General features: G+C 72.5%; 22 protein-coding genes and 1 pseudogene. 15 read left to right on the plus strand and 8 right to left on the minus strand.

From position 1 onward, the window contains the following. Positions 1-210 precede the first annotated feature (210 nt). Complete coding sequence (locus BLW85_RS37365) at positions 211-2,313, plus strand: WD40 repeat domain-containing protein (RefSeq protein WP_167381469.1); 2,103 nt, start codon at positions 211-213, stop codon at positions 2,311-2,313. A 387-nt stretch (positions 2,314-2,700) separates the two neighbouring features. Here the strand turns inward: BLW85_RS37365 and BLW85_RS37370 are convergent, their stop codons facing one another. Then, entirely contained in the window at positions 2,701-3,279 is a 579-nt protein-coding gene (locus tag BLW85_RS37370) for a dienelactone hydrolase family protein (protein WP_074995865.1), read from the minus strand. A 331-nt stretch (positions 3,280-3,610) separates the two neighbouring features. On the opposite strand from BLW85_RS37370, the gene BLW85_RS37375 reads away from it, so the two are divergent. The 10 genes from BLW85_RS37375 (at position 3,611) to BLW85_RS37415 (ending at position 11,813) form a co-directional block, all read left to right on the plus strand. After that, the gene (locus BLW85_RS37375) at positions 3,611-4,171 is read left to right on the plus strand and encodes a quercetin 2,3-dioxygenase (protein WP_074995866.1); all 561 of its coding nucleotides are present in this window, start codon (positions 3,611-3,613) and stop codon (positions 4,169-4,171) included. A 12-nt stretch (positions 4,172-4,183) separates the two neighbouring features. Beyond that, positions 4,184-4,321 (plus strand): DUF1427 family protein, encoded by a 138-nt coding sequence (locus tag BLW85_RS37380; RefSeq protein WP_239697800.1) that lies wholly within the window; start codon positions 4,184-4,186, stop codon positions 4,319-4,321. Positions 4,322-4,382: 61 nt separating this feature from the next. Continuing rightward, a complete protein-coding gene (locus tag BLW85_RS41000; RefSeq protein ID WP_425275381.1) occupies positions 4,383-4,619 on the plus strand; it encodes a DUF1427 family protein in 237 nt (78 codons plus the stop codon). Continuing rightward, positions 4,609-5,613 (plus strand): amidohydrolase family protein, encoded by a 1,005-nt coding sequence (locus tag BLW85_RS37390; protein ID WP_074995868.1) that lies wholly within the window; start codon positions 4,609-4,611, stop codon positions 5,611-5,613. Before BLW85_RS41000 ends, BLW85_RS37390 begins: the two co-directional genes overlap by 11 nt. A gap of 35 nt (positions 5,614-5,648) precedes the next feature. Next, positions 5,649-6,566, plus strand: coding sequence for an alpha/beta hydrolase (locus BLW85_RS37395; RefSeq protein ID WP_074995869.1), 918 nt, complete (start codon positions 5,649-5,651; stop codon positions 6,564-6,566). Between the two features lie 4 nt (positions 6,567-6,570). Continuing rightward, positions 6,571-7,014: a MarR family winged helix-turn-helix transcriptional regulator gene (locus BLW85_RS37400; RefSeq protein ID WP_074995870.1), complete on the plus strand. Its 444-nt coding sequence runs from the start codon at positions 6,571-6,573 to the stop codon at positions 7,012-7,014. Between the two features lie 693 nt (positions 7,015-7,707). Next, positions 7,708-8,469 carry a DeoR/GlpR family DNA-binding transcription regulator gene (locus BLW85_RS37405; RefSeq protein WP_074995871.1) on the plus strand — a complete coding sequence of 254 codons (762 nt, stop codon included), beginning with the start codon at positions 7,708-7,710 and terminating at the stop codon, positions 8,467-8,469. Continuing rightward, on the plus strand, positions 8,466-9,413 hold the full coding sequence (pfkB, locus tag BLW85_RS37410; protein ID WP_074995872.1) for a 1-phosphofructokinase: 948 nt from the start codon (positions 8,466-8,468) through the stop codon (positions 9,411-9,413). Before BLW85_RS37405 ends, pfkB begins: the two co-directional genes overlap by 4 nt. 235 nt (positions 9,414-9,648) lie before the next feature. Further along, entirely contained in the window at positions 9,649-10,089 is a 441-nt protein-coding gene (locus tag BLW85_RS41005) for a PTS sugar transporter subunit IIA (protein WP_425275383.1), read from the plus strand. Further along, the gene (locus tag BLW85_RS37415; RefSeq protein ID WP_425275382.1) at positions 10,086-11,813 is read left to right on the plus strand and encodes a PTS fructose transporter subunit IIC; all 1,728 of its coding nucleotides are present in this window, start codon (positions 10,086-10,088) and stop codon (positions 11,811-11,813) included. Before BLW85_RS41005 ends, BLW85_RS37415 begins: the two co-directional genes overlap by 4 nt. Positions 11,814-11,881: 68 nt before the next feature. On the opposite strand, the gene BLW85_RS39845 is transcribed toward BLW85_RS37415, so the two are convergent. Further along, entirely contained in the window at positions 11,882-12,262 is a 381-nt protein-coding gene (locus BLW85_RS39845; protein WP_079172568.1) for a zeta toxin family protein, read from the minus strand. Between the two features lie 114 nt (positions 12,263-12,376). Between BLW85_RS39845 and BLW85_RS37425 the strand changes: the two genes are divergently transcribed. Beyond that, entirely contained in the window at positions 12,377-13,468 is a 1,092-nt protein-coding gene (locus BLW85_RS37425; RefSeq protein ID WP_244175001.1) for a winged helix-turn-helix domain-containing protein, read from the plus strand. Here BLW85_RS37425 and BLW85_RS40470 read toward each other — a convergent pair. Continuing rightward, positions 13,443-13,841, minus strand: a complete 399-nt coding sequence (locus BLW85_RS40470) for a zeta toxin family protein (RefSeq protein ID WP_074995873.1) — start codon at positions 13,839-13,841, stop codon at positions 13,443-13,445. The two genes, BLW85_RS37425 and BLW85_RS40470, sit on opposite strands and share 26 nt — an antisense overlap. A gap of 734 nt (positions 13,842-14,575) precedes the next feature. On the opposite strand from BLW85_RS40470, the gene BLW85_RS37435 reads away from it, so the two are divergent. Continuing rightward, positions 14,576-14,836, plus strand: coding sequence for a hypothetical protein (locus tag BLW85_RS37435; RefSeq protein WP_244175002.1), 261 nt, complete (start codon positions 14,576-14,578; stop codon positions 14,834-14,836). 10 nt (positions 14,837-14,846) lie between these two features. Here BLW85_RS37435 and BLW85_RS40475 read toward each other — a convergent pair whose 3' ends face one another. The 5 genes from BLW85_RS40475 to BLW85_RS37455 all read right to left on the minus strand — a co-directional run bounded on the left by BLW85_RS40475 (position 14,847) and on the right by BLW85_RS37455 (position 18,924). Further along, a complete protein-coding gene (locus tag BLW85_RS40475; protein WP_244175003.1) occupies positions 14,847-14,945 on the minus strand; it encodes an acyl-CoA dehydrogenase family protein in 99 nt (32 codons plus the stop codon). Positions 14,946-15,022: 77 nt separating this feature from the next. Further along, positions 15,023-15,487: a MaoC family dehydratase gene (locus tag BLW85_RS37440; RefSeq protein WP_074995874.1), complete on the minus strand. Its 465-nt coding sequence runs from the start codon at positions 15,485-15,487 to the stop codon at positions 15,023-15,025. After that, positions 15,484-16,995 (minus strand): acyl-CoA synthetase, encoded by a 1,512-nt coding sequence (locus BLW85_RS37445; RefSeq protein ID WP_074995875.1) that lies wholly within the window; start codon positions 16,993-16,995, stop codon positions 15,484-15,486. The genes BLW85_RS37440 and BLW85_RS37445 overlap by 4 nt, the downstream gene beginning before the upstream one ends. A 126-nt stretch (positions 16,996-17,121) precedes the next feature. After that, entirely contained in the window at positions 17,122-18,006 is an 885-nt protein-coding gene (locus tag BLW85_RS37450) for an amidohydrolase family protein (protein WP_074995876.1), read from the minus strand. A 15-nt stretch (positions 18,007-18,021) separates the two neighbouring features. Beyond that, positions 18,022-18,924 (minus strand): SDR family oxidoreductase, encoded by a 903-nt coding sequence (locus BLW85_RS37455; protein ID WP_074995877.1) that lies wholly within the window; start codon positions 18,922-18,924, stop codon positions 18,022-18,024. Between the two features lie 190 nt (positions 18,925-19,114). On the opposite strand from BLW85_RS37455, the gene BLW85_RS37460 reads away from it, so the two are divergent. Then, positions 19,115-20,032, plus strand: coding sequence for a PaaX family transcriptional regulator (locus BLW85_RS37460; protein WP_079172569.1), 918 nt, complete (start codon positions 19,115-19,117; stop codon positions 20,030-20,032). A 241-nt stretch (positions 20,033-20,273) separates the two neighbouring features. Continuing rightward, positions 20,274-20,798: pseudogene (locus tag BLW85_RS40480) on the plus strand (SDR family NAD(P)-dependent oxidoreductase). The last annotated feature ends 21 nt before the right edge of the window (positions 20,799-20,819 follow it).

The raw sequence follows: 20,819 nt of genomic DNA on the forward strand, positions 1-20,819 counted from the left end.
TGCTGGTGGTGGGCGAAGCGACCCTAAGGGCCCGGGCCGAGAAGGGAACGAGGCCGGTGCAGGGCGATGCGGAAGGCGTGCCGGCGCCCATCGGCGGGCTGGGAGTGGGGGCCTGGCGAAGAGGTGGTGTTCACTACGGGCACGGCAGGTTGCCGGCCCTGGCGGCGGCGACCGTACGCGGCCCGGGCATGGACTGCGGAAGGTGCGGGTGTGGGCGATCAGGGGGAGGCACGGGTGGCGGAGGACGAGCGGGAGGCGGCGCGCCGGGCGGAGATCGTACGGCGGTCGGTGACCCAACCGCGGGGAACCGGCGGCCAGGAGGCGGTGCCCGGGCAGGTGCTCGCGCTGGAGGCGCTGCGGTTCGGCTGGCGGCCCGAGGACGTCGGCGCGGGCGGTGCGTCGGACGCGCCGTGGGCGCCGGTCTGGGCGACCGGACGGGGCGCGGACGAGCGGCTGGTCCGCGTGCTGCGCTGCGTTGTGGACGGCCGGTTGGGCGTGTGGGACGGACGGCCCGTCGTGCTGGACCTGGACGGCAGAGGGGACCTGCGCGTCCGTGACGCGGTGACAGGGGAACGGCGGGCGGGCTTCGCGGCCGGTGGCGGGACCCGACTGGTGGCGGCCGTGCCGGACGGGAAGCGGCTGCTGGCGCTGACTGGCCGGGAGGAAGCGGACGGCGCCGGGCTGCCGGGCCGGCGGGAGAGCGCGGGCACGCTACGGCTGCGGGAGGTGGTGGACGGAACGCCGGTCGGGGTGCCGTTCGGGCCGGACAAGGGCCTGGCCATGGTGGCCGCCGGAGTCGTCGTGGACGGGCGGCCCGCGGTGGTGTGCGACGACCGCGACGGGCTGGTGCGGGTCTGGGACCCGGCCACCGGCTGCGAGATCGGCGATCCGTACGCGGGCCACGCCCCGGACGGACCGGCGTCCCTGGCCGTGGCGGAACGGGACGGCCGTACGGTCGTCGTGTCGGTGGGGCGGTGGACCGGGAATGTACGAGTGTGGGACCCGGCGACGGGGCGTGAGATCGCCGACGACGGCCTCACCGGACCGGTGCGCGAGGGCCCGCCGGGCAAGGCCGGGCGGATCGACGCCCTCCGCGTGCGGCGGTACCGCGGGCGGACGTACATCGCGTTCGGCGGCCTCGCCCGCACCGTGCGGTGGCGGGCGCTGGACGACGCCGGGGTGAACGGCGTCCCCGAACCGTTCGTCGGGCTTGAACAGCCGGTGGTGGACGTGGAGTTCGGAGTGGCGGACGGGCAGCCCGCGGTGGTCGGGCTGGCCTTCGACGGAGAGGTGCGCGTGTGGCGGCCCGAGCGGCGTCGGCACGGCGGCGGCGCGATGGACGGACCCGCCACGGCACGGCGGGTGCGGGCGACGGCGCGGGTTGCCGGGCGATGGCTGGTCGTGGGCGACGACCCGGACAGCGGCGAGACCGGGGCCTGGAACCCCGCCGACCCGCAGGCCGCGGTCATGGCGCTGACCAGGCATCGGGGAGGAGTGGCCGCCATGGCCACTCTGACGGAGACCGGCCGGACCCTGCTGGTCACCGCCGGGCACGAGGACCGACTGATACGGATCACCGACCTCGCGACGGCCACCCCGGCGTACCCGCCGATCGACTGCGGCGCCGAGCAGCCGCAGTGCCTGGCCACGGCCGTGCTCGACGGGCGACCGGCGGTGCTGGTCGGGAGCGCGGAGGGGACCGTACGGGTGTGGGACCCGGCAACAGGCCGGCAGCTGCGGCCCGCGCTGAAACCACCGCGCGAGGATGCGGTTCCGCGCCGGATCACGGCCCTCGCCGCCACCGCGTCCTCGGACAACGGGCCGACCGTCGTCCTCATCGCACGCTCCGACCACACCGTACGGCGCTGGGATCTGAACCACTGGCAGCCGCTGGACGGGCCGATGCGCGGGCACCGGCGCGCGGTGTCCCGGATCGTGCCGGTGCGCTGCGGCGACGACGTGCTCGCCGTGACCGCGGCAGCGTTCGACCCGCAGCTGTGGGTCTGGGACGTGACCACGGGGCGCGCCCGCGACATGCCCCTGCGCGGACACCGGGGCCTGATCACAGGCCTGGCCGTGACCAGGCTGGGCGGACGCCCGGTGGCGGTGAGCGGTGGCCATGACGGCACCGTACGGACGTGGGACGTGCGGCAGATGGCCGAGCTGGGCGAGCCGCTGCGCTTCCCCCACCGGGTAGGGAGCCTCGCCGCGCTGGGGGAGGAGGGCCTGATCGTCGGCTTCGGAGACGACCTGACGCTGCTGCGCCCCGCGGAGAGAGCACCTGGCTCGGACGACCCTTCCTCTGCGGGGTAGCGCGGGCGCTGCCGCCGCTTCGTGGGCACGGACAGGTGGTTGGGCGGTGGGCGGATCCAGGGGGCAGCCGAGGTGGTCCCGGTGGGCGGATTCCGGGGGCAGCCGGGGCGGGAGGGCCGCCGGCTCCCGCGGACGAGCCCTTCCACCCGCTGCAACCCGATGTCGACTACCGCACGTTGGCTGACCGCCTGGGACAGGTCCAGACGCGTCCTCCCGGGTCCCGCACGCGGACTCGGCCTTCAGGTGCCGAGGTACCGGCGAATCGCCGCGCCGCTCCGCCCCGGGCGGCCGGCGCAGCCACGAGCGACGCACTCCATCGTCCGTGACTTCGCCATCGAACTCTGCGCACGGCCGCCTTGCCGCCGACAGGATCAGGTCGTTGTTTCCCTACTTAAGGCGGTCGAGGAAGCCGAACACTCGGTGGGTGACCTGCGTCGCGGCGTGTTCGTCGTAGGACGGCAGGCTGCTGTCGGTGAACAGGTGCCTGTCGCCGGCGTAGAGGAACAGCTCGGCATCCGTCGCCTTCTCGACGAGCGCGCGGGCGGCGTCCACATCACCCTCCCCGGCGAAGAACGGATCTGCGTCCATGCCGTGAATCTGAACCGGGACGTCTCGGGGCCAGGCGGCGCCGAACTCCGAGACCGGGACACACGCTTCGAGCAACAAGGCCCCCTTCGCTCCGGGGCGAGCCTGGGCCAGCTTCTGCGCCGGCAGGACGCCGAGCGAGAAGCCGACATAGACGAGTTCCGCAGGCAGCCCCTCGGCAGCGGCGGCTCCGCGCGCGATGATCGTGTCGAACCCGACGCTCTCGGCATAGGCGGCGCCTTCCTCAAGGCTGTCGAATACCTTCCCTTCGTACAGATCCGGCGCGTGGACGGTGTGTCCGGCCCGTCGCAACTGCTCGGCGAAACCGCGGACTCCGGCGGTCAGCCCCTGTCCATGGTGGAAGACCAGCACCTCAGCCATGTTGCTCCCCTCGTACTGCGGTACCCAGGTGGCGCCGCGGCACGAGTATGGACCGCAGCACTGACATCCCCAGGCCTCGGCCGGACAGGACCAGGCTGGTGATCACTGTTCGGCAGCGCGAGCGGCACCGGGCCAGCGCGATGCTGTGCGATGCCTTCGCCGTCGGGCCGAGCGGCGCCTTCGTCAAGGGGATCGACAAGGGGGTCGACTCCTTGAGGACGAGGACAGATGGCGCACAGGGCACAGCACGACGCTTCCCCGGCTCTCCTATGTCAGGTAACCTGACATAGGAGTGATCGAGAGCCGGCCAGGCATTGAAAGCAGGTGTCCCATGACCATCGAGTACGCCACCAAGCACCGCAGCCGCTCGTTCATCCCGCCCGAGCCGGGCAAGCCGTACTTCATCGAGAAGGGCCTGGGCGACCGCGCCCACCTCTTCGGGGACCTCGTCACCGTCTACGCGGGCGGCGAGCAGACCGAGAACACCTTCAACTTCTTCACCGTCGAGGGGCCGAAGGGCGACATCATCCCCGCCCATGTCCACGCCGACACCCACGAGGTCTTCTACGTCACCGACGGGGCGGTCCGCCTTTTCGTCGAGGCCCAGGACGGAGAGCAGTACGAGAAGCTGTTGACCCCCGGCGACTTCGGCTTCGTCCCCAAGAACTGCACGCACGCCTACCGCATGGAGCGCCACCACAACCGGGTCGTCGGCGTGGCCGCGGGCCCCGGCGGCACCTTCGAGCGGTTCTTCGAGACCCTGGGCACACCCACGGAGGACCTCCGCCTGCCCAGCACGCCGTACGTGCCCGAGCCGGAGAAGTTCGGGACCGCCTCCCGCCAGTTCGACGTGCGCTTCCTGCCCGGGCACACCTGGCGCACGGAGAGCTGACCGTTGCCCTACGTGAAGGCGTTGCTGGCCGGCGTCCTGGTCGGCGTGGCGTACGCGGTGGTGCGGGTGAAGTCGCCGGCGCCGCCGCCGGTCGCCCTGTTCGGACTGCTCGGCATGCTGCTGGGGCAGGCCCTCCTGGGGGCGCTGTGAGCACACCCGCACCACCGTCGCCCGGCCGGCCCGTACCACCGCGTTCCTGCGCGCCGCCGCGCTGTCCTTCGCCGCGGGCGTCCTGATGGGCGCCGTCTACTGGGCGCTGAGCGTCCACTCGCCCGCGCCACCCCTGCTGGGCCTGACCGGGCTGTTCGGCATCGTCGTGGGGGAGCGGGCCGCGTCCGCCCTCCGTCACGTCCGAGGAACAGATGCGATGACGACGAACACATGCGATGACGACGACCGCATCCGACGACGACCGCACTCGATGAGGAGCGCATCCGATGACGCGTGACCTTCCCGCGAGCACACCGGCCCGGGCCACGGGCGCAGCCCGCCCCGGGCTCATCGACGTCCACGGCCACTTCGTCACCGACTCCTACGTCCGCCGGGCCAGGGCCGCCGGGCACGAGCGACCCGACGGAGTGCCCGCGTGGCCGACCTGGTCGGCCGAGGCGCACCTGGAGGTGATGGACCGCAGCGGCATCGACACGGCCGTGCTGTCGGTCTCCTCACCGGGTGTGTTCTTCGGCGACGCGGCGGCCGCCCGCGCGCTGGCCCGTGAGGTCAACGAAGAGGGTGCGCGTATCGTGCGGGATCATCCGGGCCGTTTCGGGCTGTTCGCCTCCCTGCCGCTGCCCGACGTCGACGGTGCCCTCGCCGAGATCGCGTACGCCTTCGACGAACTGGGCGCCGACGGCGTGATCCTGGAGAGCAACACCCACGGCGTCTACCTCGGCGACCCGCGCCTGGAGCCGGTCTTCGCCGAACTCGGCCGCAGGCAGGCCGTGGTGTTCCTGCACCCCACCTCGCCGGTGTGCTGGGAGCAGTCCGCGCTCGGCAGGCCCCGGCCCATGGTCGAGTTCATCTTCGACACCGCCCGCACCGTCACCGACCTGCTGTTCGCCGGCACCCTGGAACGCCACCCGGGCCTGAACGTCGTCGTACCGCACTGCGGCGGCGCGCTGCCCGTCCTGGCCGACCGGATCAACGGGTTCATGAAGCTGTTCATGCAGGCCGGCACCCCCGCGCCGGACGCGGTCGCCCAGCTGCGCCGACTCCACTACGACCTGGCTGGTCCCGCCTTCCCCCGCCAGGTGCCGGCCCTGCTCGAGCTGGCCGACCCCGAGCGGCTGCTCTACGGCAGCGACTACTGCTGGACCCCGGCGCCGGCCGCCGAGGCGCACGCCGCTTCCTTCGACGCGGCCCCGTCTCCCGTGGACGGCACCACCTGGCGCACCCTGACCACCTCCAACGCACGCACCCTGCTGCCGCGCCTGGGCCGCTGACCCGGCCCGCCGACCCCCGGAGGAGCGCACATCCCATGCCCAGCCCTGAATCCCCTGTCCCCGCGTTCCCCATGGACCTGCTCGCCCCGCCGGACCCGGCCCGCCTGCCGCTGCCGCCGGCCGCCCGCGCCGTGCCGGGGGTACGGCTGCTGCGGGGTGCCGTCTACGGCGTCCCGGACGGAGCCCGGCCGCTGGAGGCGGACCTGTGGCTGCCCGAGGAGCGGTCCGGGCCCGTGCCGGTCGTCGTGTTCGTGCACGGCGGAGCCTGGCGCACCGGACTGCGCGACGACCTCGGCCCCCGGTTCCGGCACTGGACGCCCGGTCCGTTCGCCCGGCTGGTGCGGGCCGGACTCGCCGTGGTCTGCCCCGGCTACCGGCTCAGCGGCGAGGCCACCCACCCCGCGCAACTCGACGACCTGCGGATGCTGCTGGCCTGGCTGCACGGCCGGGCCGGCGAGCTCGGCCTGGACACCGGCCGCACGGTCCTGTGGGGCGAGTCCGCCGGCGGCCATCTCGCCGCGCTGGCCGCTGTGACGGCGCCCGGTGCGGCGGACACGGCCACGGTCCGCGGCTGCGCGACCTGGTACGCGCCCTCAGACCTCGTCCACCTTTTCGAGGACGCCGTGCATGGTGACGCCTGCGACCCCGCCACCTACGAGGCGCTCCTGCTCGGTGCGGCGCCCGCGGACGTCCCCGAGCGCGCCCGCGACGCCAGCCCGGTCGCCCATGTGACGGCGGATTCGCCGCCGTTCTTGATCCTGCACGGCACCGGGGACGCGATCGTGCCGTTCGCGCAGGGCGAGCGGCTGGCCGCCGCGCTGCGCCGGGCCGGGGTCCCGGTCGACTTCCGGCCGGTCTGCGGCGGCGACCACCTGTGGGTGGGCGTGGCGGAGGCCGGGGTGGAGCGGTGCTTCACCGCGACGCTGGAGTTCGCCGCCCGGTGCGTACGCTGACCCCATGAGTCATCCCGCCGCCAACCTGCCCCAGCTGTTCACCGAGGCCAGACGCTGGTTCGAGGACGCCCTCTTCGCGAGCATGGAGGCGGCGGGGGAGCAGCCGGTGACGACGGCGCAGGCGTCGGTGTTCGCCCTGCTCGGCGAGGAGGGCACGACAGTGTCCGAACTCGCCCGCCGCATGGGCGTGACCCGGCAGACGGCCCATCAGGCGGTGCACGGGCTCATCGGCATGGGACTGCTCGAACAGGTTCCCGACCCGGGGTCCGCGCGCCGCAGACTGATCCGTACCACCGGTGAAGGGCGGCGGGTCCACGAGCGCGCCCAGGCGACCATCGCGGTCATCGAGTCGGTGCTCGCAGAGCGCGTCGGCGCGGACGCCGTCCGGGCCCTGCGGCACGGCCTGACCGCCGACTGGGGACCGCCACCGCTCGTGGCCGCCCCCTGACCGTCCGGCGTGCCCGGGGTGGCCCTGGTGGCGTCCCGCTTCGGAGGCTGTCCATCGACTTTTTACGTCTTCGAGTTGCTCACCGAGAACCCGCATACGCCACTGCATGTGTTCAATCCGCGCAGCGACCGCGAGCGTCCCGAAGGTCTGCGCCGGAGCTGCCGCACCTGGGTGACCCTCCATCATCCACCAGGCTGACCAGGAGCACACCGCCTTCCGCGCCGGCGGGTACACCAAGACTGCTACCGCGCCGCGTGGGGTGAGCCGCCGACCCGGTATCGGCTCGACCGCGAGGAAGTCGTCCGGCGCCGCGACGTGCTCGCCGGCCTGTACGCCAGCATCGGCATGGTGCTCACCGACACGGTGATCGGGGCGGAGCCGTGCCCGGTCTGCCACCGCGCTCACGGCCGCCGACCTCCTCATCCTGGCCACCCCGCTCCTGCTGCCCCGCCCCGACCGGACCCTGCCCGCGTCCCCGGCGGGGCCGGACGCCACGGTCTGCGCGGGGGCGGCTTCGTAGCGCTGTAAACAGGGAGGACCGTAAGCAGGGAGGGCCGGCCCGAGCGTGTCCGATTGTCCCTGTCGATGTCCGTTCATGCCCGAACGGCACCCGTATCTGTTTACTTTCCTGCTCTACAAGCGTAGCCTCCCCGTTAAACCACAGATTCGGGCATCAGCTGGAGGCAGACGGACATGTACGCAGCGGAGCGGCAGCAGGAGATCCTCCGGCTCGCCCGTGACGGCGGCCGGGTGGACGTCGTGTCGCTCGCCGAGGAGTTCCAGGTGACGGCGGAGACGATCCGCCGCGATCTCAAGGCCCTCGACCGGGCCGGACTGCTGCGCCGGGTGCACGGTGGGGCCATCCCGGCCGGCCGCCTCGACTTCGAACCGGACCTCACCGAACGCGAGTCCACGGCGGCCGACGAGAAGGACCGCATCGCCAAGGCGGCCCTGGCCGAACTGCCCGTCGAGGGCACCGTGATCCTCGACGCCGGCACCACCGTGGCCCGTCTGGCCGCCGCGCTCCCGCTGGAGAGCGAGCTGACCGTCGTCACCCACTCCCTGCCCATCGCCGCCCGCCTCGCCGACCACCCCGGCCTCCAGCTCCACCTGGTCGGCGGTCGCGTACGGCACCGTACCCGGGCCGCCGTGGACGCCTGGGCGCTGCGCGCGTACGGCGAGATCCGCGCCGACGTGCTGTTCGTCGCCGCCAACGGCTTCTCCACCGCGCACGGACTGACCACCCCCGACCTCGCCGAGGCCGCCGTGAAGCGGGCCGCCGTCGCCGCCGCCCGCCGGGTGGTGCTGCTCGCCGACTCCGCCAAGCACGGCCAGGAGCATTTCGCCCGCTTCGGCGACCTGGGCGACGTGGACCTGCTGATCACCGACAGCGCCCTGAGCCCCGAGGACGCCGCCGCCATCGAGCGCGCCGGCACGGAGGTGGTCCGCGCGTGATCGTCACCGTCACCCCCAACCCGTCCCTGGACCGCACCTACGAGGTCCCCTCCCTCGACCGCGGCGAGGTCGTCCGCGCCACTGGCGAACGCATGGACCCCGGCGGCAAGGGCGTCAACGTCTCGCGCGCCGTGGCCGCCGCCGGCCGCCGCACCGTCGCCGTCCTGCCCCTGGGCGGCGCGCCGGGCGCCCTTGTCGCCGAACTCCTCGCCGCGCAGGGCATCGAGGTCGAACCGGTCCCGGTCGCCGGGACCACCCGTTCCAACATCGCCCTCGCCGAGGCGGACGGCGTCCTGACGAAGATCAACGCGCCCGGCCCGGAACTCGGCCCCGAGGAAAGGGAACTGCTCCTGCGGACCGTACGGCGCCAGGCGTACGGCGCCGACTGGATCGCCTGCTGCGGCAGCCTCCCGCGCGGACTCGCCCCCTCCTGGTACGCCGACCTCGTCGCCCGGGCGCATGCCGCCGGGGTGCGCATCGCGCTGGACACCTCCGGGCCCGCCCTCCTGGCGGCGCTGCGCGAGGGCCCGGACGTGGTCAAGCCCAACGCCGAGGAACTCGCTGAGGCCGTCGGGCGCCCCCTGGCGACGGTGGGCGACGCACTGAAGGCGGCCGAGGACCTGCGCACGCTCGGCGCGGGCGCGGTGCTGGCGAGCCTCGGCGCCGACGGGCAACTCCTCGTGACCGGCGCGGGCGCCTGGTACGGCGGCGCGCCGGTGGCCGCCGTCCGCAGCAACGTCGGCGCGGGCGACGCCTCGCTGGCCGGTTTCCTCATCGCGGGCGGCGCGGGCCCGGAGGCCCTGGCCTCGGCCGTCGCGCACGGCGCGGCCGCCGTCCAACTGCCCGGCAGCGTGATGCCCACCCCGGCCGACCTGTCCCCGGCGGCGGTCACGGTGACGGCCGATATCCCCCTCGACCGCCCCCTGACGGACCCCGCGCCATGACCCGACCCACGGCTCCCACCGCTCTGCGGGGAACCCAGAGCCGAACCCGGACCCGGAGCCCGACCGCGGGCTCCCCGGCCGCGGCCCAGACGGCCTGTTCGGCCTCCGCCCCGTCCCAGGGCACCTCTGCCGGGGCCTCGGCCCCGGCCCCCGCCACCCCACACGGCATCCCCGTCCCCACCCCCGCCCCGGCTTCCCCCGCCGCCCGGGCGACACGCGTGCGAAGGAGCCCGCGATGAGCGAGATGATCACCGCGGACCTGGTCGACCTCGACCTGTCCGCCGACACCAAGGAAGCGGCGGCGCGCGCCCTCGCCGAGCGGATGGCGGCCCTGGGCCGGGTGACCGACCTGGCGGGCTTCCTCGCCGACGTGGCCACCCGCGAGGCGCAGATGCCGACCGGCCTGGACGGCGGCATCGGCATCCCGCACTGCCGCAGCGCGCACGTCACCGAGCCGACGCTCGCCTTCGGGCGCAGCGCCGCCGGGATCGACTTCGGCGCCGCGGACGGGCCCGCCGACCTGGTCTTCCTGATCGCCGCACCGGCGGGTGCGGACGACGCCCACCTGACCATCCTGTCCGCCCTGGCCCGCCAGCTGATGAACGCCGAGTTCACGGCCGCGCTGCGCTCGGTCGCCGACACGGCGACGGCGGCGGCGCTGATCCGGGGGACGTGACTCCGCAGGAGGCCGCCGCGGCGCAGACGGATGCGGCCCCCGCCTCGGGTGAGGCGGCCTCGGGCTCCGCGCAGGCCTCCCCGGCCGACGACGCGGCCCCGGCGGAGGCGGGCACACCGGACGCGGCCCCAGCCCTCTCGGAAGCACCCGCCCCGAAGGACACCACGGACCCGAAGGACACCACGGACCCCGCCACCGCCGATCCCATCCCCGAGCACCCCTTCAGGATCGTCGCCGTCACCTCCTGTCCCACCGGCATCGCGCACACCTACATGGCCGCCGAGTCGCTGGAGAACGCCGGCCGGGAAGCGGGCGTCGAACTCGTCGTCGAGACCCAGGGCTCGGCCGGCTTCACCCGCCTCGACCCGGCGCTGATCGCCGCGGCGGACGGCGTGATCCTCGCCCACGACGTCCCCGTACGGGACAAGGACCGCTTCGCCGGGAAACCGACCGTGGACGTCGGCGTGAAGGCAGGCATCAACCGCCCCGGCGAACTGATCACCGAGGTCCGGCAGAAGGCCGCCCGGGGTGAGACGACCGCCCCGGCCGCCGCCGGCACCCCGGTCGAACGCACCGGAGAACCCGGCGAGGGCTACGGCACCAAGCTGCGCAAGTGGCTCATGTCGGGCGTCAGTTACATGGTCCCGTTCGTCGCGGCCGGCGGTCTGCTGATCGCGATCGGCTTCGCTCTCGGCGGCTACAAGGTCAACAAGGCCCCCTCGGTCATAGACCACTTCGTCTGGACCCAGACCGACAGCTGGGCCGCGCTGATGTTCCAGATCGGCGGGGTGGCCTTCGCCTTCCTCGTCCCGGTCCTGGCCGGCTACATCGCCTACGGCATCGCCGACCGCCCCGGCCTGGTCCCCGGCTTCGTCGGCGGTTCGATCGCACTGACCATCAACGCCGGCTTCCTCGGCGGCCTGGCGGCCGGACTGATCTCCGGCGCGGTGGTGACGGCGATCCAGCGGGTGCGGATACCGCAGGCGCTGCGCGGCATCATGCCGGTGGTGGTGATCCCGCTGATCTCCTCGGCCGTCGTCGGGTTCCTGATGTTCGTCGTCATCGGCAAGCCCATCGCCACCGCGCAGAAGGGCATGACGGACTGGCTGTCCGGGCTCAGCGGCGCCAACGCCGTGCTGCTCGGCGCGCTGCTCGGCCTGATGATGTGCTTCGACCTCGGCGGCCCGGTCAACAAGGTCGCCTACACCTTCGCCACCGCCGGGATCGCCGTCTCCGACCCGAGCGACTCGGCGATGAAGATCATGGCCGCGGTGATGGCGGCGGGCATGGTGCCGCCGCTGGCGATGGCCCTGGCCACCACCGTGCGCGGCCGGCTGTTCACCGAGACCGAGCGGGAGAACGGCAAGGCCGCCTGGGTCCTGGGCGCCTCCTTCATCTCCGAGGGCGCGATCCCGTTCGCCGCGGCCGACCCGCTGCGGGTCATCCCGTCGGCGATGGCGGGCGGTGCGCTCACCGGAGCCCTGTCGATGGCCTTCGGCGCCACCCTGCGCGCCCCGCACGGCGGCGTCTTCGTGGTCCCGCTGATCGGCAACCCGTTCCTCTACCTGATCGCCGTAGCGGCCGGCGTGTGCGCCTCCACGGCCCTGGTGGTCGCCCTCAAGACTCTGCGCGGCTCGACCCCGGGCGGCGAGCGGAACAAGGGCGAGCACGAGCAGGCGGGGCGGGCTGGTTCGGCCGACCGCGAGCAGCCGGTGGCCGCCTGACGGCCCCGACGCGGCCCTGCCGCTTCGGGCTGGGTGATGGTTCCACGCCACGGTCGTCCAGGGAGGCGTCACGGCTGGTGGCGGAGCATCGCAGAGACGCCCTCGTCGCTGGGCTCGAACGCGATGCCGCGCAGGACGACCGCCGGCACCCCTCGGCCGCGCTGTCCGAGGATGATCCCGGCCGCCGGGGCGACGAGGTCGGTGAACGTCTCCTCCTGCCGCTTGCCGCCGTGCTCGGTGATGCGCAGCGGCCCGATCCCGGCGGCCCCGATGGAGATGACGGTCGCCCCGCGTCGGTCGGCACGCTCGTTGTCGTACAGCACCGTGCCGTCGCGGCTGACCACGGTGATGCGGTCGGCGAGCTCCTCCTCCTCGACGACCGCGAGCGTCGCGAGCATGTTCCTCGTGCACAAGTCATGGTTCGCCCAGGTCACGAACCGCCAGCCCACTCCAGCTCGCCGTCCTCATGACTCGTCGCCGCTCAGCACTTCCTCGCAGAGCCGACCGCCTCTTCCGGACGTCGGCTTGATCCCTACTGGCCCGCGCGCCCGCTTTCAACGAGGATGGCCGCCGAGCGCAGGAGAACGGCAGCACCGGCAGAGGCCGGTCAGGCTTCGGGGGATTACGAGGACGTGCCGTTACGCATTCACTTCACCGTGGGGGATCTCGCGCGGACCCGCATCGCCGACGGACCCGCACCCTGCATCGAGCTGAGCACCGCGGCACGGCAACTGCAGGAACGCACGCATACGGTACGGTTCGGGGCCTGGCGCCACCGCACCCTGTCCGCCTTGCATCCCGCCTCGCGCATGGTCTTCGCACTCATGCCCAGTCGCGGGCGGATAACCGACTTCCTGAGCGGCACGAACGGCGCGACACCCGCCGAGTTGCTCGAACAGATCCGTTCCACGTCCCGCAGCCGCTTACGCGCCAGCCTGGAGCACACGGCTCAGCACCAGCCCCTGCCTTCATGGGCCCACCGGCTGCCCGACGACCCGCTGCTACTGCAGCAGTTGTGCGACAGCCTGGAGCACGTGGCCGGCCACGCCCTCATCCCTCATTGGCAGCAGATCCAGGCCATGACGGCGGCCGACGCCGCGGTGCGTTCCCGTCAGATGCTCAGCGGCGGCATCGAAACCCTTCTCACACGCATCAACCCGCGGCGAGTACGCTGGCGGGCGCCCGTGCTGGAGATCGCGATGGCCTCAGCTCTGGACGCCGACGTGCACCTGGCCGGACAGGGGATGCTGCTCCAGCCGTCGGTGTTCGCCATCGAGGCCCCGATCGTCGACCTCGACGCGGTGCCGCAACCCGTCCTCACCTATCCGGTTGCTCAGCTCCAGAAAGGCGCGGTCATGCCGCTGTTCGCGGCTTTCCCGTCCGGCGATGGCCGGGTGGCGCCGGCGGTCGACGCCGTTGGATCCGTGCTGGGCCAGACCCGGGCTGCGGTGCTCAGCACCATCGCCTGTCACCCGGGCTGCTCGACCCAGCAACTTGCCGCGCTCGTCGGCATCGCCAAGGCCAGCGCCAGCGAGCACGCCACGACACTGCGCAACGCGGGCCTGATCGACACCCACCGCGACCGCGGGACGACCGCCCACGTCGCCACTCCCACGGGCATTGCGGTGCTCAACGCGCCGTCCGGACGGCCTTGACCGCGTCGCGGGTCACCACAGTGATGCGGTCGGCGAGCTGCTCCTCCTCGATGACCGCGAGCGTCGCGAGCATGTTCGTGGCGCACAAATCGTGGTTCACCCAGGTCACGAACCGGCCGCTCGCTCCGCCGGCGGCCTCGGTGAGGAAGCGAACGCGGATGCCCAGCCGGCTCCACGCCTCCGGCGTCGCGAGTGCGACGACCTCGATCCGGTGCCGGGAGGTCGACGACGCACGGAAGTCGTCCGGGTCGGCGAGGGCGGATTCGACGACCGCGTCCAGGCAGTGGTCGCGGACGTACTCCTCGACGGCTGCCGGCGAGAAGCTGGTGTCCGCACGAACCTTGGCGCCGGCGGTCCGGACGTCGGCGGCCAAAGCCGCGGCGTAGCAGCGTGGGTGGCCTTGTAGAGGTCGCGACCGATCCGAACGGAGCCACCGCGCCGTCCGAGGGCCGCCTGGACCAAGTCGGCGACGCTGGTCGGGCGTTCACCGGTTCCGCACCCGTTCCCGCCCCGGCGGCCGCCGCCGACGGCACCGGCCCCGGCTGCTGCCGCACGTCCGGCGCCCGCCGCATCGTCCCGACGCCCGGGTGCGAAGACGGCGGTGGCGAAGAAGACCACGACGCCCGGCGGCCGCCGCCGACCCGCGCTTCGAGGATGGACCGCTCGCAGCGATCCACTGCGAGGACGGGCAGGTGTCGGGGTACTGCGTCGACGGCCTGGTCCTGGACGTGCCCGCCAAGTCCGTCCCGTCGCTGGTCGACTGGACGCTGCCCGAGGCCCGCCTCGGGCAGGCACGTCTGCACCGCAACGGCCGCGACGCCGACCCGATCCTCGTCCTCACCGCGTCCGCGCTGGAGCGCTACGGCCTGCCCGCCGCCCTGTCGCAGGAAGAGCAGGGCGCGGGACGGCTGGCGGCCGGCCACAAGGTACTCAGGCAGATCGAGCGGGCCGGACTCCAGCTCACCCAGCGCGGATTCGGACCGTGGGCCCGGGGTCTACCGCGACCCGGAAGGTTCCCAGCGGCGCTGCGTCCAGCTGTGCATCCTGCCCTGGAACGCACTGGACGCCAGCGAGTGGGACAAGCGCGACGACCCGCAGCTGCCGACGATGCACCCGGCCGACCTCGCCCGCCACCTCGGCCTGTACGCGGCCCGGGTGACGACACCGCGCGGCAGCACCGCGACGACCGGCCTGGAGCTGATGACCGAGCCGCGCCCGCCGACCCGCGCCGAGAAGGACCCCGACACCGGCGAGTTGAAGCAGACCTTCAACGACGACGCGCTCACCGCCGTGTATGACGCGGCGAACACTCGATCCACCAGGCCAAGTTCGCCCGGCACCACCTGCGCACCCCGGCCGAGATGCTGATGGAGGAGCCCTACGACGGGTGCCGGCCGCCGATGAGGAATGCGTCAACCAGTTCCCGGACCGTGTCCCGGAAGAGTTCGTGGTCCTCGGTGCATGGACGGGAACGCATGACAGCACCTCGCATGCGGTGGGGAGGGGAGCGGGCGGCTCGGGCGGGCGAGCGGACTTCTCCGCGTCGTGCCGGTTCTACACGTAGTGCCGGTAGATCGCCGACGCCACGCACGCCGGCTTCTCCGAGCCCTCCACCTCGATCGTGAAGGTCAGGCGCATCTCGACGCCGTTGCCCTTGACCTCCTCCACGGAGTCCACGGCGCCGTGCAGGCGGATCTTCGCTCCGGCCTTGACCGGGCTGGGAAAACGGACCTTGTCCAGGCCGTAGTTGATGCTCATCGAGACGCCCTCGATGGCGAGCAGGTCGTTGAAGAGGGGGATGACGAGGGAGAGGGTGAGGTAGCCGTGGGCGATCGGGGCGCCGAAGGGGCCGGTCGCCGCGCGCTCGGGGTCGACGTGGATCCACTGGTGGTCGCCGGTGGCGTCGGCGAAGGTGTTCACCCGCTCCTGGGTGATCTCCATCCAGTCGGTGCGGCCGAAGTCGGCGCCGGCGAGGGCCTTGATCTCGTCGAGGCCGTTGACGGTACGAAGGGCAGTCATGCGGGGGCTCCAGAAGAGTCGGTGGTTCCGTAGGTTTCCCGGATGCGGGGCTTGAGCAGCTTGCCGGCGCCGCTGCGGGGCAGTGTGTCGGCGAGGACGACGGACTTGGGGATCTTGTAGCGGGCGAGACGGCCGTCGAGGAAGGCCAGGATCTCTTCGGCGCCGGCCTCCGCGTCCGGCGCGAGGACGACGACCGCGCGACCCACCTCGCCCCACTTCTCGTCGGGTATGCCGATCACGGCGCAGTCCGCGACGGCCGGGTGTTCGTACAGGGCCTTCTCCACCTCGGCCGGGTAGATGTTCTCCCCACCCGAGATGATCATGTCCTTGACGCGGTCGACGATGGTGACGTATCCGTCCTCGTCCGCCATGGCCACATCGCCCGTGCGGAACCAGCCGTCCGTGAAGGCGGCCGCGGTCGCGTCCGGCAGGCCCCAGTAGCCGGACATGATGGTGGGGCCCTCGACGAGCAGTTCGCCGCGCTCCCCGCGTTCGGCGTCGTGCCCGGCGGGGTCGGCGATCCGCACGTCGTTGAAGAAGTGCGGCACGCCCGCGCTGCCCGCCTTGGCCAGGGCGTTCTCCGCGTCCAGCAGGCACACGCCCGGGGCGGCCTCGGTCATGCCGTAGCCCTGGAGGAAGCGCAGGCCGCGTTGTTCGTACGTACGGATCAGCGCCTGCGGGACCGGTGCACCGCCGCACATCATCTTCCGTACGGACGACAGGTCGGCCTCGGCGAACCGCTCCTCCGCGGCGATCTGCTGGAACATGGTCGGCACGCCGAACATCACCGTCACGCCGTGCTCCTCGACCAGGTCGAGGGTGCGCGAGGGCGAGAACGACTCCTCGAGGATCAGCGTGCCGCCCTTGAGGAACGTCGGCAGGCACGTCATGTTGAGGGCCGCCGTGTGGAACATGGGTGCGGACAGCAGGGTCACCTCGTCGGAGGCGAAGTCGGCGTCGACGAGTGTGTTGATGCTGTTCCAGGTGAGGTTGGCGTGGCTGAGCACGGCGCCCTTCGCGCGGCCCGTGGTCCCCGAGGTGTACATGATCATTGCGAGGTCGTCGAGGGTGACGTTCTCGTCGAGGGGGGAGTTCGGGGCCTGTGCCAGCGCCTTGTCGTACGTGTCGTCGACGGCGACGAGCCGGCCGACTCCGGAGGCGGCCGCGAACGCACCGAACGACGGGGAGTGGACGAGCACGGACGTACCGGAGTCGGTGAGGCAGTGCCTCAACTCGGCGTCGGCGAGCCGGATGTTGAGCGGGACGAAGACGGCGCCCAGCCGGCCCGCCGCGAACAGGGTCTCCAGGAACGCGGGATGGTTCGGGCCGAGGAAGGCGACGCGGTCGCCGCGGCGGACACCGAGGGAGCGGAGGCGGTGGGCGAGGCGTGTGGTGCGATCGTGCAGCTGGGCGTAGGTGTACCGGGACCCCTGGTGGACGACGGCGAGGCGGTGGGGGGTCTTGCGGGCGCGTCGTGCGGTCCAGGAGCCGATGCCGTGGTTGCGCATGAGGGAGCTCCTTTGCGTCCCTGGGTGCTGCGAGAACGGGCGCGGATGGGTCCTTGGTGAGGCGGGCCGGTCGTCGGCGGATCGGATCAGTCCTCGGTGAAGTGGACCCCTCCTTCGTGCGTCGGATCAGTCCTTGATGAAGCCGAACAGCCGGGCCGCGTTCTCCTTGAGGATCTTCGGCCGGACCTCGTCCTTGATCGGCAGCGCGGCGAAGTCCTTCAGCCAGCGGTCCGGGGTGAGGAGCGGGTAGTCGGTCCCGAACAGCACCTTGTCCTTGAGCAGGCTGTTGGCGTACTGGACGAGCTGCGGCGGGAGGTACTTCGGCGACCAGCCCGACAGGTCGATGTAGACCTGCGGCTTGTGCGTGGCCACCGACAGCGCCTCGTCCTGCCAGGGGAAGGACGGGTGGGCCATGATGATCGGCATGCCGGGGAAGTCGGCGGCCACGTCGTCGATGTACAGCGGGTTGGAGTACTTCAGGCGGATGCCGCCGCCGCCCGGTGCGCCCGCGCCGATGCCGGTCTGGCCGGTGTGGAAGACGGCGACGGCACCGGCCTCCTCGATCGCCTCGTACAGGACGTACGCGGACCGGTCGTTGGGGTAGAACGCCTGGACACTCGGGTGGAACTTGAAGCCGCGTACCCCGAAGTCCCTTACCAGGCGGCCGACTTCACGGGCTCCCGCCCTTCCCTTGGCGGGGTCGATCGAGGCGAACGGGATGATGACGTCCGGGTTCTCGGCGCCGGCCTCGGCGATCTCCTCGTTGGGGACGGCCGGGACGCCGGTCGCGGCCTCCGCGTCGACGGTGAAGACGACGCACGCCATCTTCCGCTCGCGGTAGTACGCGGCGATCTCGGGGAGCGTCGGCTTGCGGTGACCGTCCTCCACCTTGAAGTACTTGCTGGACGCCTCCTCCAGCTCGGAGGAGAGCGAGCCCCGTCCGCGCGAGGAGACCTCGGCGTGGGTGTGCACGTCGATTGCGGTGATCGCGTCGATGTCGATGCCGGCCATCTGGCGGTCGTCTCCTTACAGCTGCGGGGCGGGGATGCCGTACGTCTCCGGGCGCTGGCCCACCGAGGTCGGCCAGGCGGCGGCGATCGCGTCCGCCGACCAGCCGCCGTCGGTGTACGCGGCCGAGACCTCCTGGGGGTGCGACCACAGCGACAGCTTGTCTCCGCCGATGCCGACGCACTGGCCGGTGACGTCCTTCGCCGCGTCGGAGGCGAGGAAGACGACCAGGCCCGCGCAGTCCTCGGCGGTTCCGAAGGCGATGCCCTTGCGCAGGGAGTCCGGGAAGGGCGTGCCGTCGTTCTCGTACGCCTCGATGTAAGGGGAGAACAGCGGCATGGTCTTTGTCATCTCGGTGGCCGCGTTGGGGACGACGGCGTTGGCGGTGATGCCGGCCTTCGCCAGCTCCATGGCCCAGGTGCGGACCATCGCGGCGATGCCCGCCTTGGCGGCTGCGTAGTTGGTCTGGCCGAAGTTGCCGCGCTGTCCGGCGGGGGAGCCGGCGACGATGATGCGGCCGCCCTCGCCCTGCTCGCGCATCCGGATCGCGGCGGCGCGGGCGCAGGTGAAGGTGCCGCGCAGGTGCACCTGCTGGACGGTGTCGAAGTCGTCGTCGGACATCTTCCACAGCACGCGGTCGCGCAGCACGCCCGCATTGGTGACCATGACGTCGAGCCGCCCGAACTCGGCCACGGCCCGGTTCACCAGGGCGTCGGCGGCCTCGCTGGTGCCGACGGCGACGACTTCGGCGACCGCGCGCCCTCCGTCCTCGGCGATCTGCTTGGCGGCCGCCTCGGCCGCCTCGGCGTCCACGTCGTTGACGACGACCGAGGCGCCGGCGGCGGCGAGGGCGCGGGCGTAGGCGAGGCCGAGGCCGCGCCCGCTGCCGGTGACGACGGCAACCTTGCCGGAAAGGTCCATGGGTGAATCTCCTTGAGGGCGGAGAGATGGGGAGCGCAGAGGAAGCGGCGGAGGTGGCACCGCCCCACGGGGTGTGCCCGGTCCCGTTCCGCTCGTTCGATCTGCGCGCAACGCTAGGCATTCTCCTTGCAACGGTCAAGAGAGTGCGTAACATTGGGCGTGCGACGGTGACGTGAGGCGGGAGGGCGACATGGCAGGCGGCAGAAGCGGTGCGGCGGGCGGAGACGTCGGGCGTGGCGAGGGTGCGGTGTACGAGGCCACGGGGGACGAACTCCGGACGGGTCCGGGCTCCGAGGTGACCCTGCGCCCCCAGTCCCTCATGCTTACGTTCCTCGGCAACTTCGTGCTGGGCAGCGACGTCTGCGTCTACTCCGGCAGCATCATCGAGGTCTTCGGCCGCACTGGCGTGGGCGAGCACGCCACCCGTTCCACCCTGACCCGCATGGTGGGCCGCGGCCTGCTGCAGCGCCGCCGCGAGGGCCGCCGCATGTACTTCGGCCTCACCGACCGGGCGGCGGCAATCCTCCGCGACGGCGAGCACCGTATCTGGAAGCAGGGCGCCGTCAACGACGACTGGGACGGTACGTGGACGCTGCTCGCCTTCTCCCTGCCTGAATCCAGCCAGCGGCAGCGCCACGACCTGCGCTCCCAGCTGACCTGGGCGGGCTTCGGCCCGCTCATCGGCGGCCTGTGGATCGCACCGGGCCAGGCGGACGTCACCGCGATCACGGAGGACACCGAACTCGGCCCCCACATCCGGGTGTTCCGCTCCACTGCGGACCCCGCCACCGACGTCTCCCGCATGGTGCACGAGACCTGGGACCTCGCGACCCCGTCCGCCGGCTACACCGCCTTCCTCGACCGCTGGTTCGCGTTCGCGGACGGCCGCGATGCCTCGGACGTCGACGAACTAGCCGTCAAACTCCGTCTGTTGACGGAGTGGCTCCAGATCGTCCGCGCCGACCCGCACCTCCCGATCCAGCACCTCCCGGCCGACTGGCCCGCCGCCGCGGCGGAGGACGTCTTCCGCCGCGCCAACGCCCGCGTCGACGTGGCGTCCCGGGCGCTGGCGGAGGAGGTGCTGGAGACGGTGCCGCTGCGAGCGTGACAAATGCCGGCCGGCGCCTTGGCCGGCCCCTCACCTCGACGTACCCGCATCCGTGCCCGTTGCGGCACGGGGCTGCCGGCTGAGGCGGTGATCCGCCTGGCGGTCTCCCGTATAACAGCCCCGTCTCAAACGACGTCCTCGGCCGGGCCGACATGCATGAGGAGACCTCCAGGCGACCGCGGACTTCGATGCCCCGGACGACCCGATCGCCGCCGCAGACCCCGTCGCCGACGGCCCGTGACTGCGCGGCCGCGGCGCCCTCGTCACCGGAGCCACCCGCGACGAGCACTGCCGACGCGCCGTCACCGTATGCGCGCAGCGCTTCGGCGGACGCCTGGACGCCCTGGTCAACAACGTGGCCCCCGGCGAACGGTCTGGTCTCTTCGAGGTCGGCACGGACGACTGGGACCGCCTCATGGGCGTCAACCTCAAGAGCGCCTGGTGATGACCCGGCACGCGGAGCCGATGGTGGGGGAGGGGGTCCGCGATCGTCAACATCCCTTCCGTGGGTGCCCGGAGGCCTGGTCCCGGCATGGTCTACAGCGTGGCCAAGGCCGGCCTGGATCAGCTCACCAAGGGCGCGGCGAGCACACTGGGACCGCGCGGCATCCGCGTCAACTGCTTACCGATCGGGGCGATCTGGTCGTCGACGGCGGCCCGCAACATCCCAGCCGGAGGCCCGCGAGGCCCGCCGCCGCGCCATCGTCCTCGGCACGGAGGGAACGCCCTGAGACCCTGCGTACGCGGCCCTGCTCCTGGCCAGTGATGGATCTCCGGGCACATCCTC

The sequence above is a fragment of the Streptomyces misionensis genome, from assembly GCF_900104815.1.
GTDB classification, from domain to species: Bacteria; Actinomycetota; Actinomycetes; order Streptomycetales; family Streptomycetaceae; genus Streptomyces; species Streptomyces misionensis.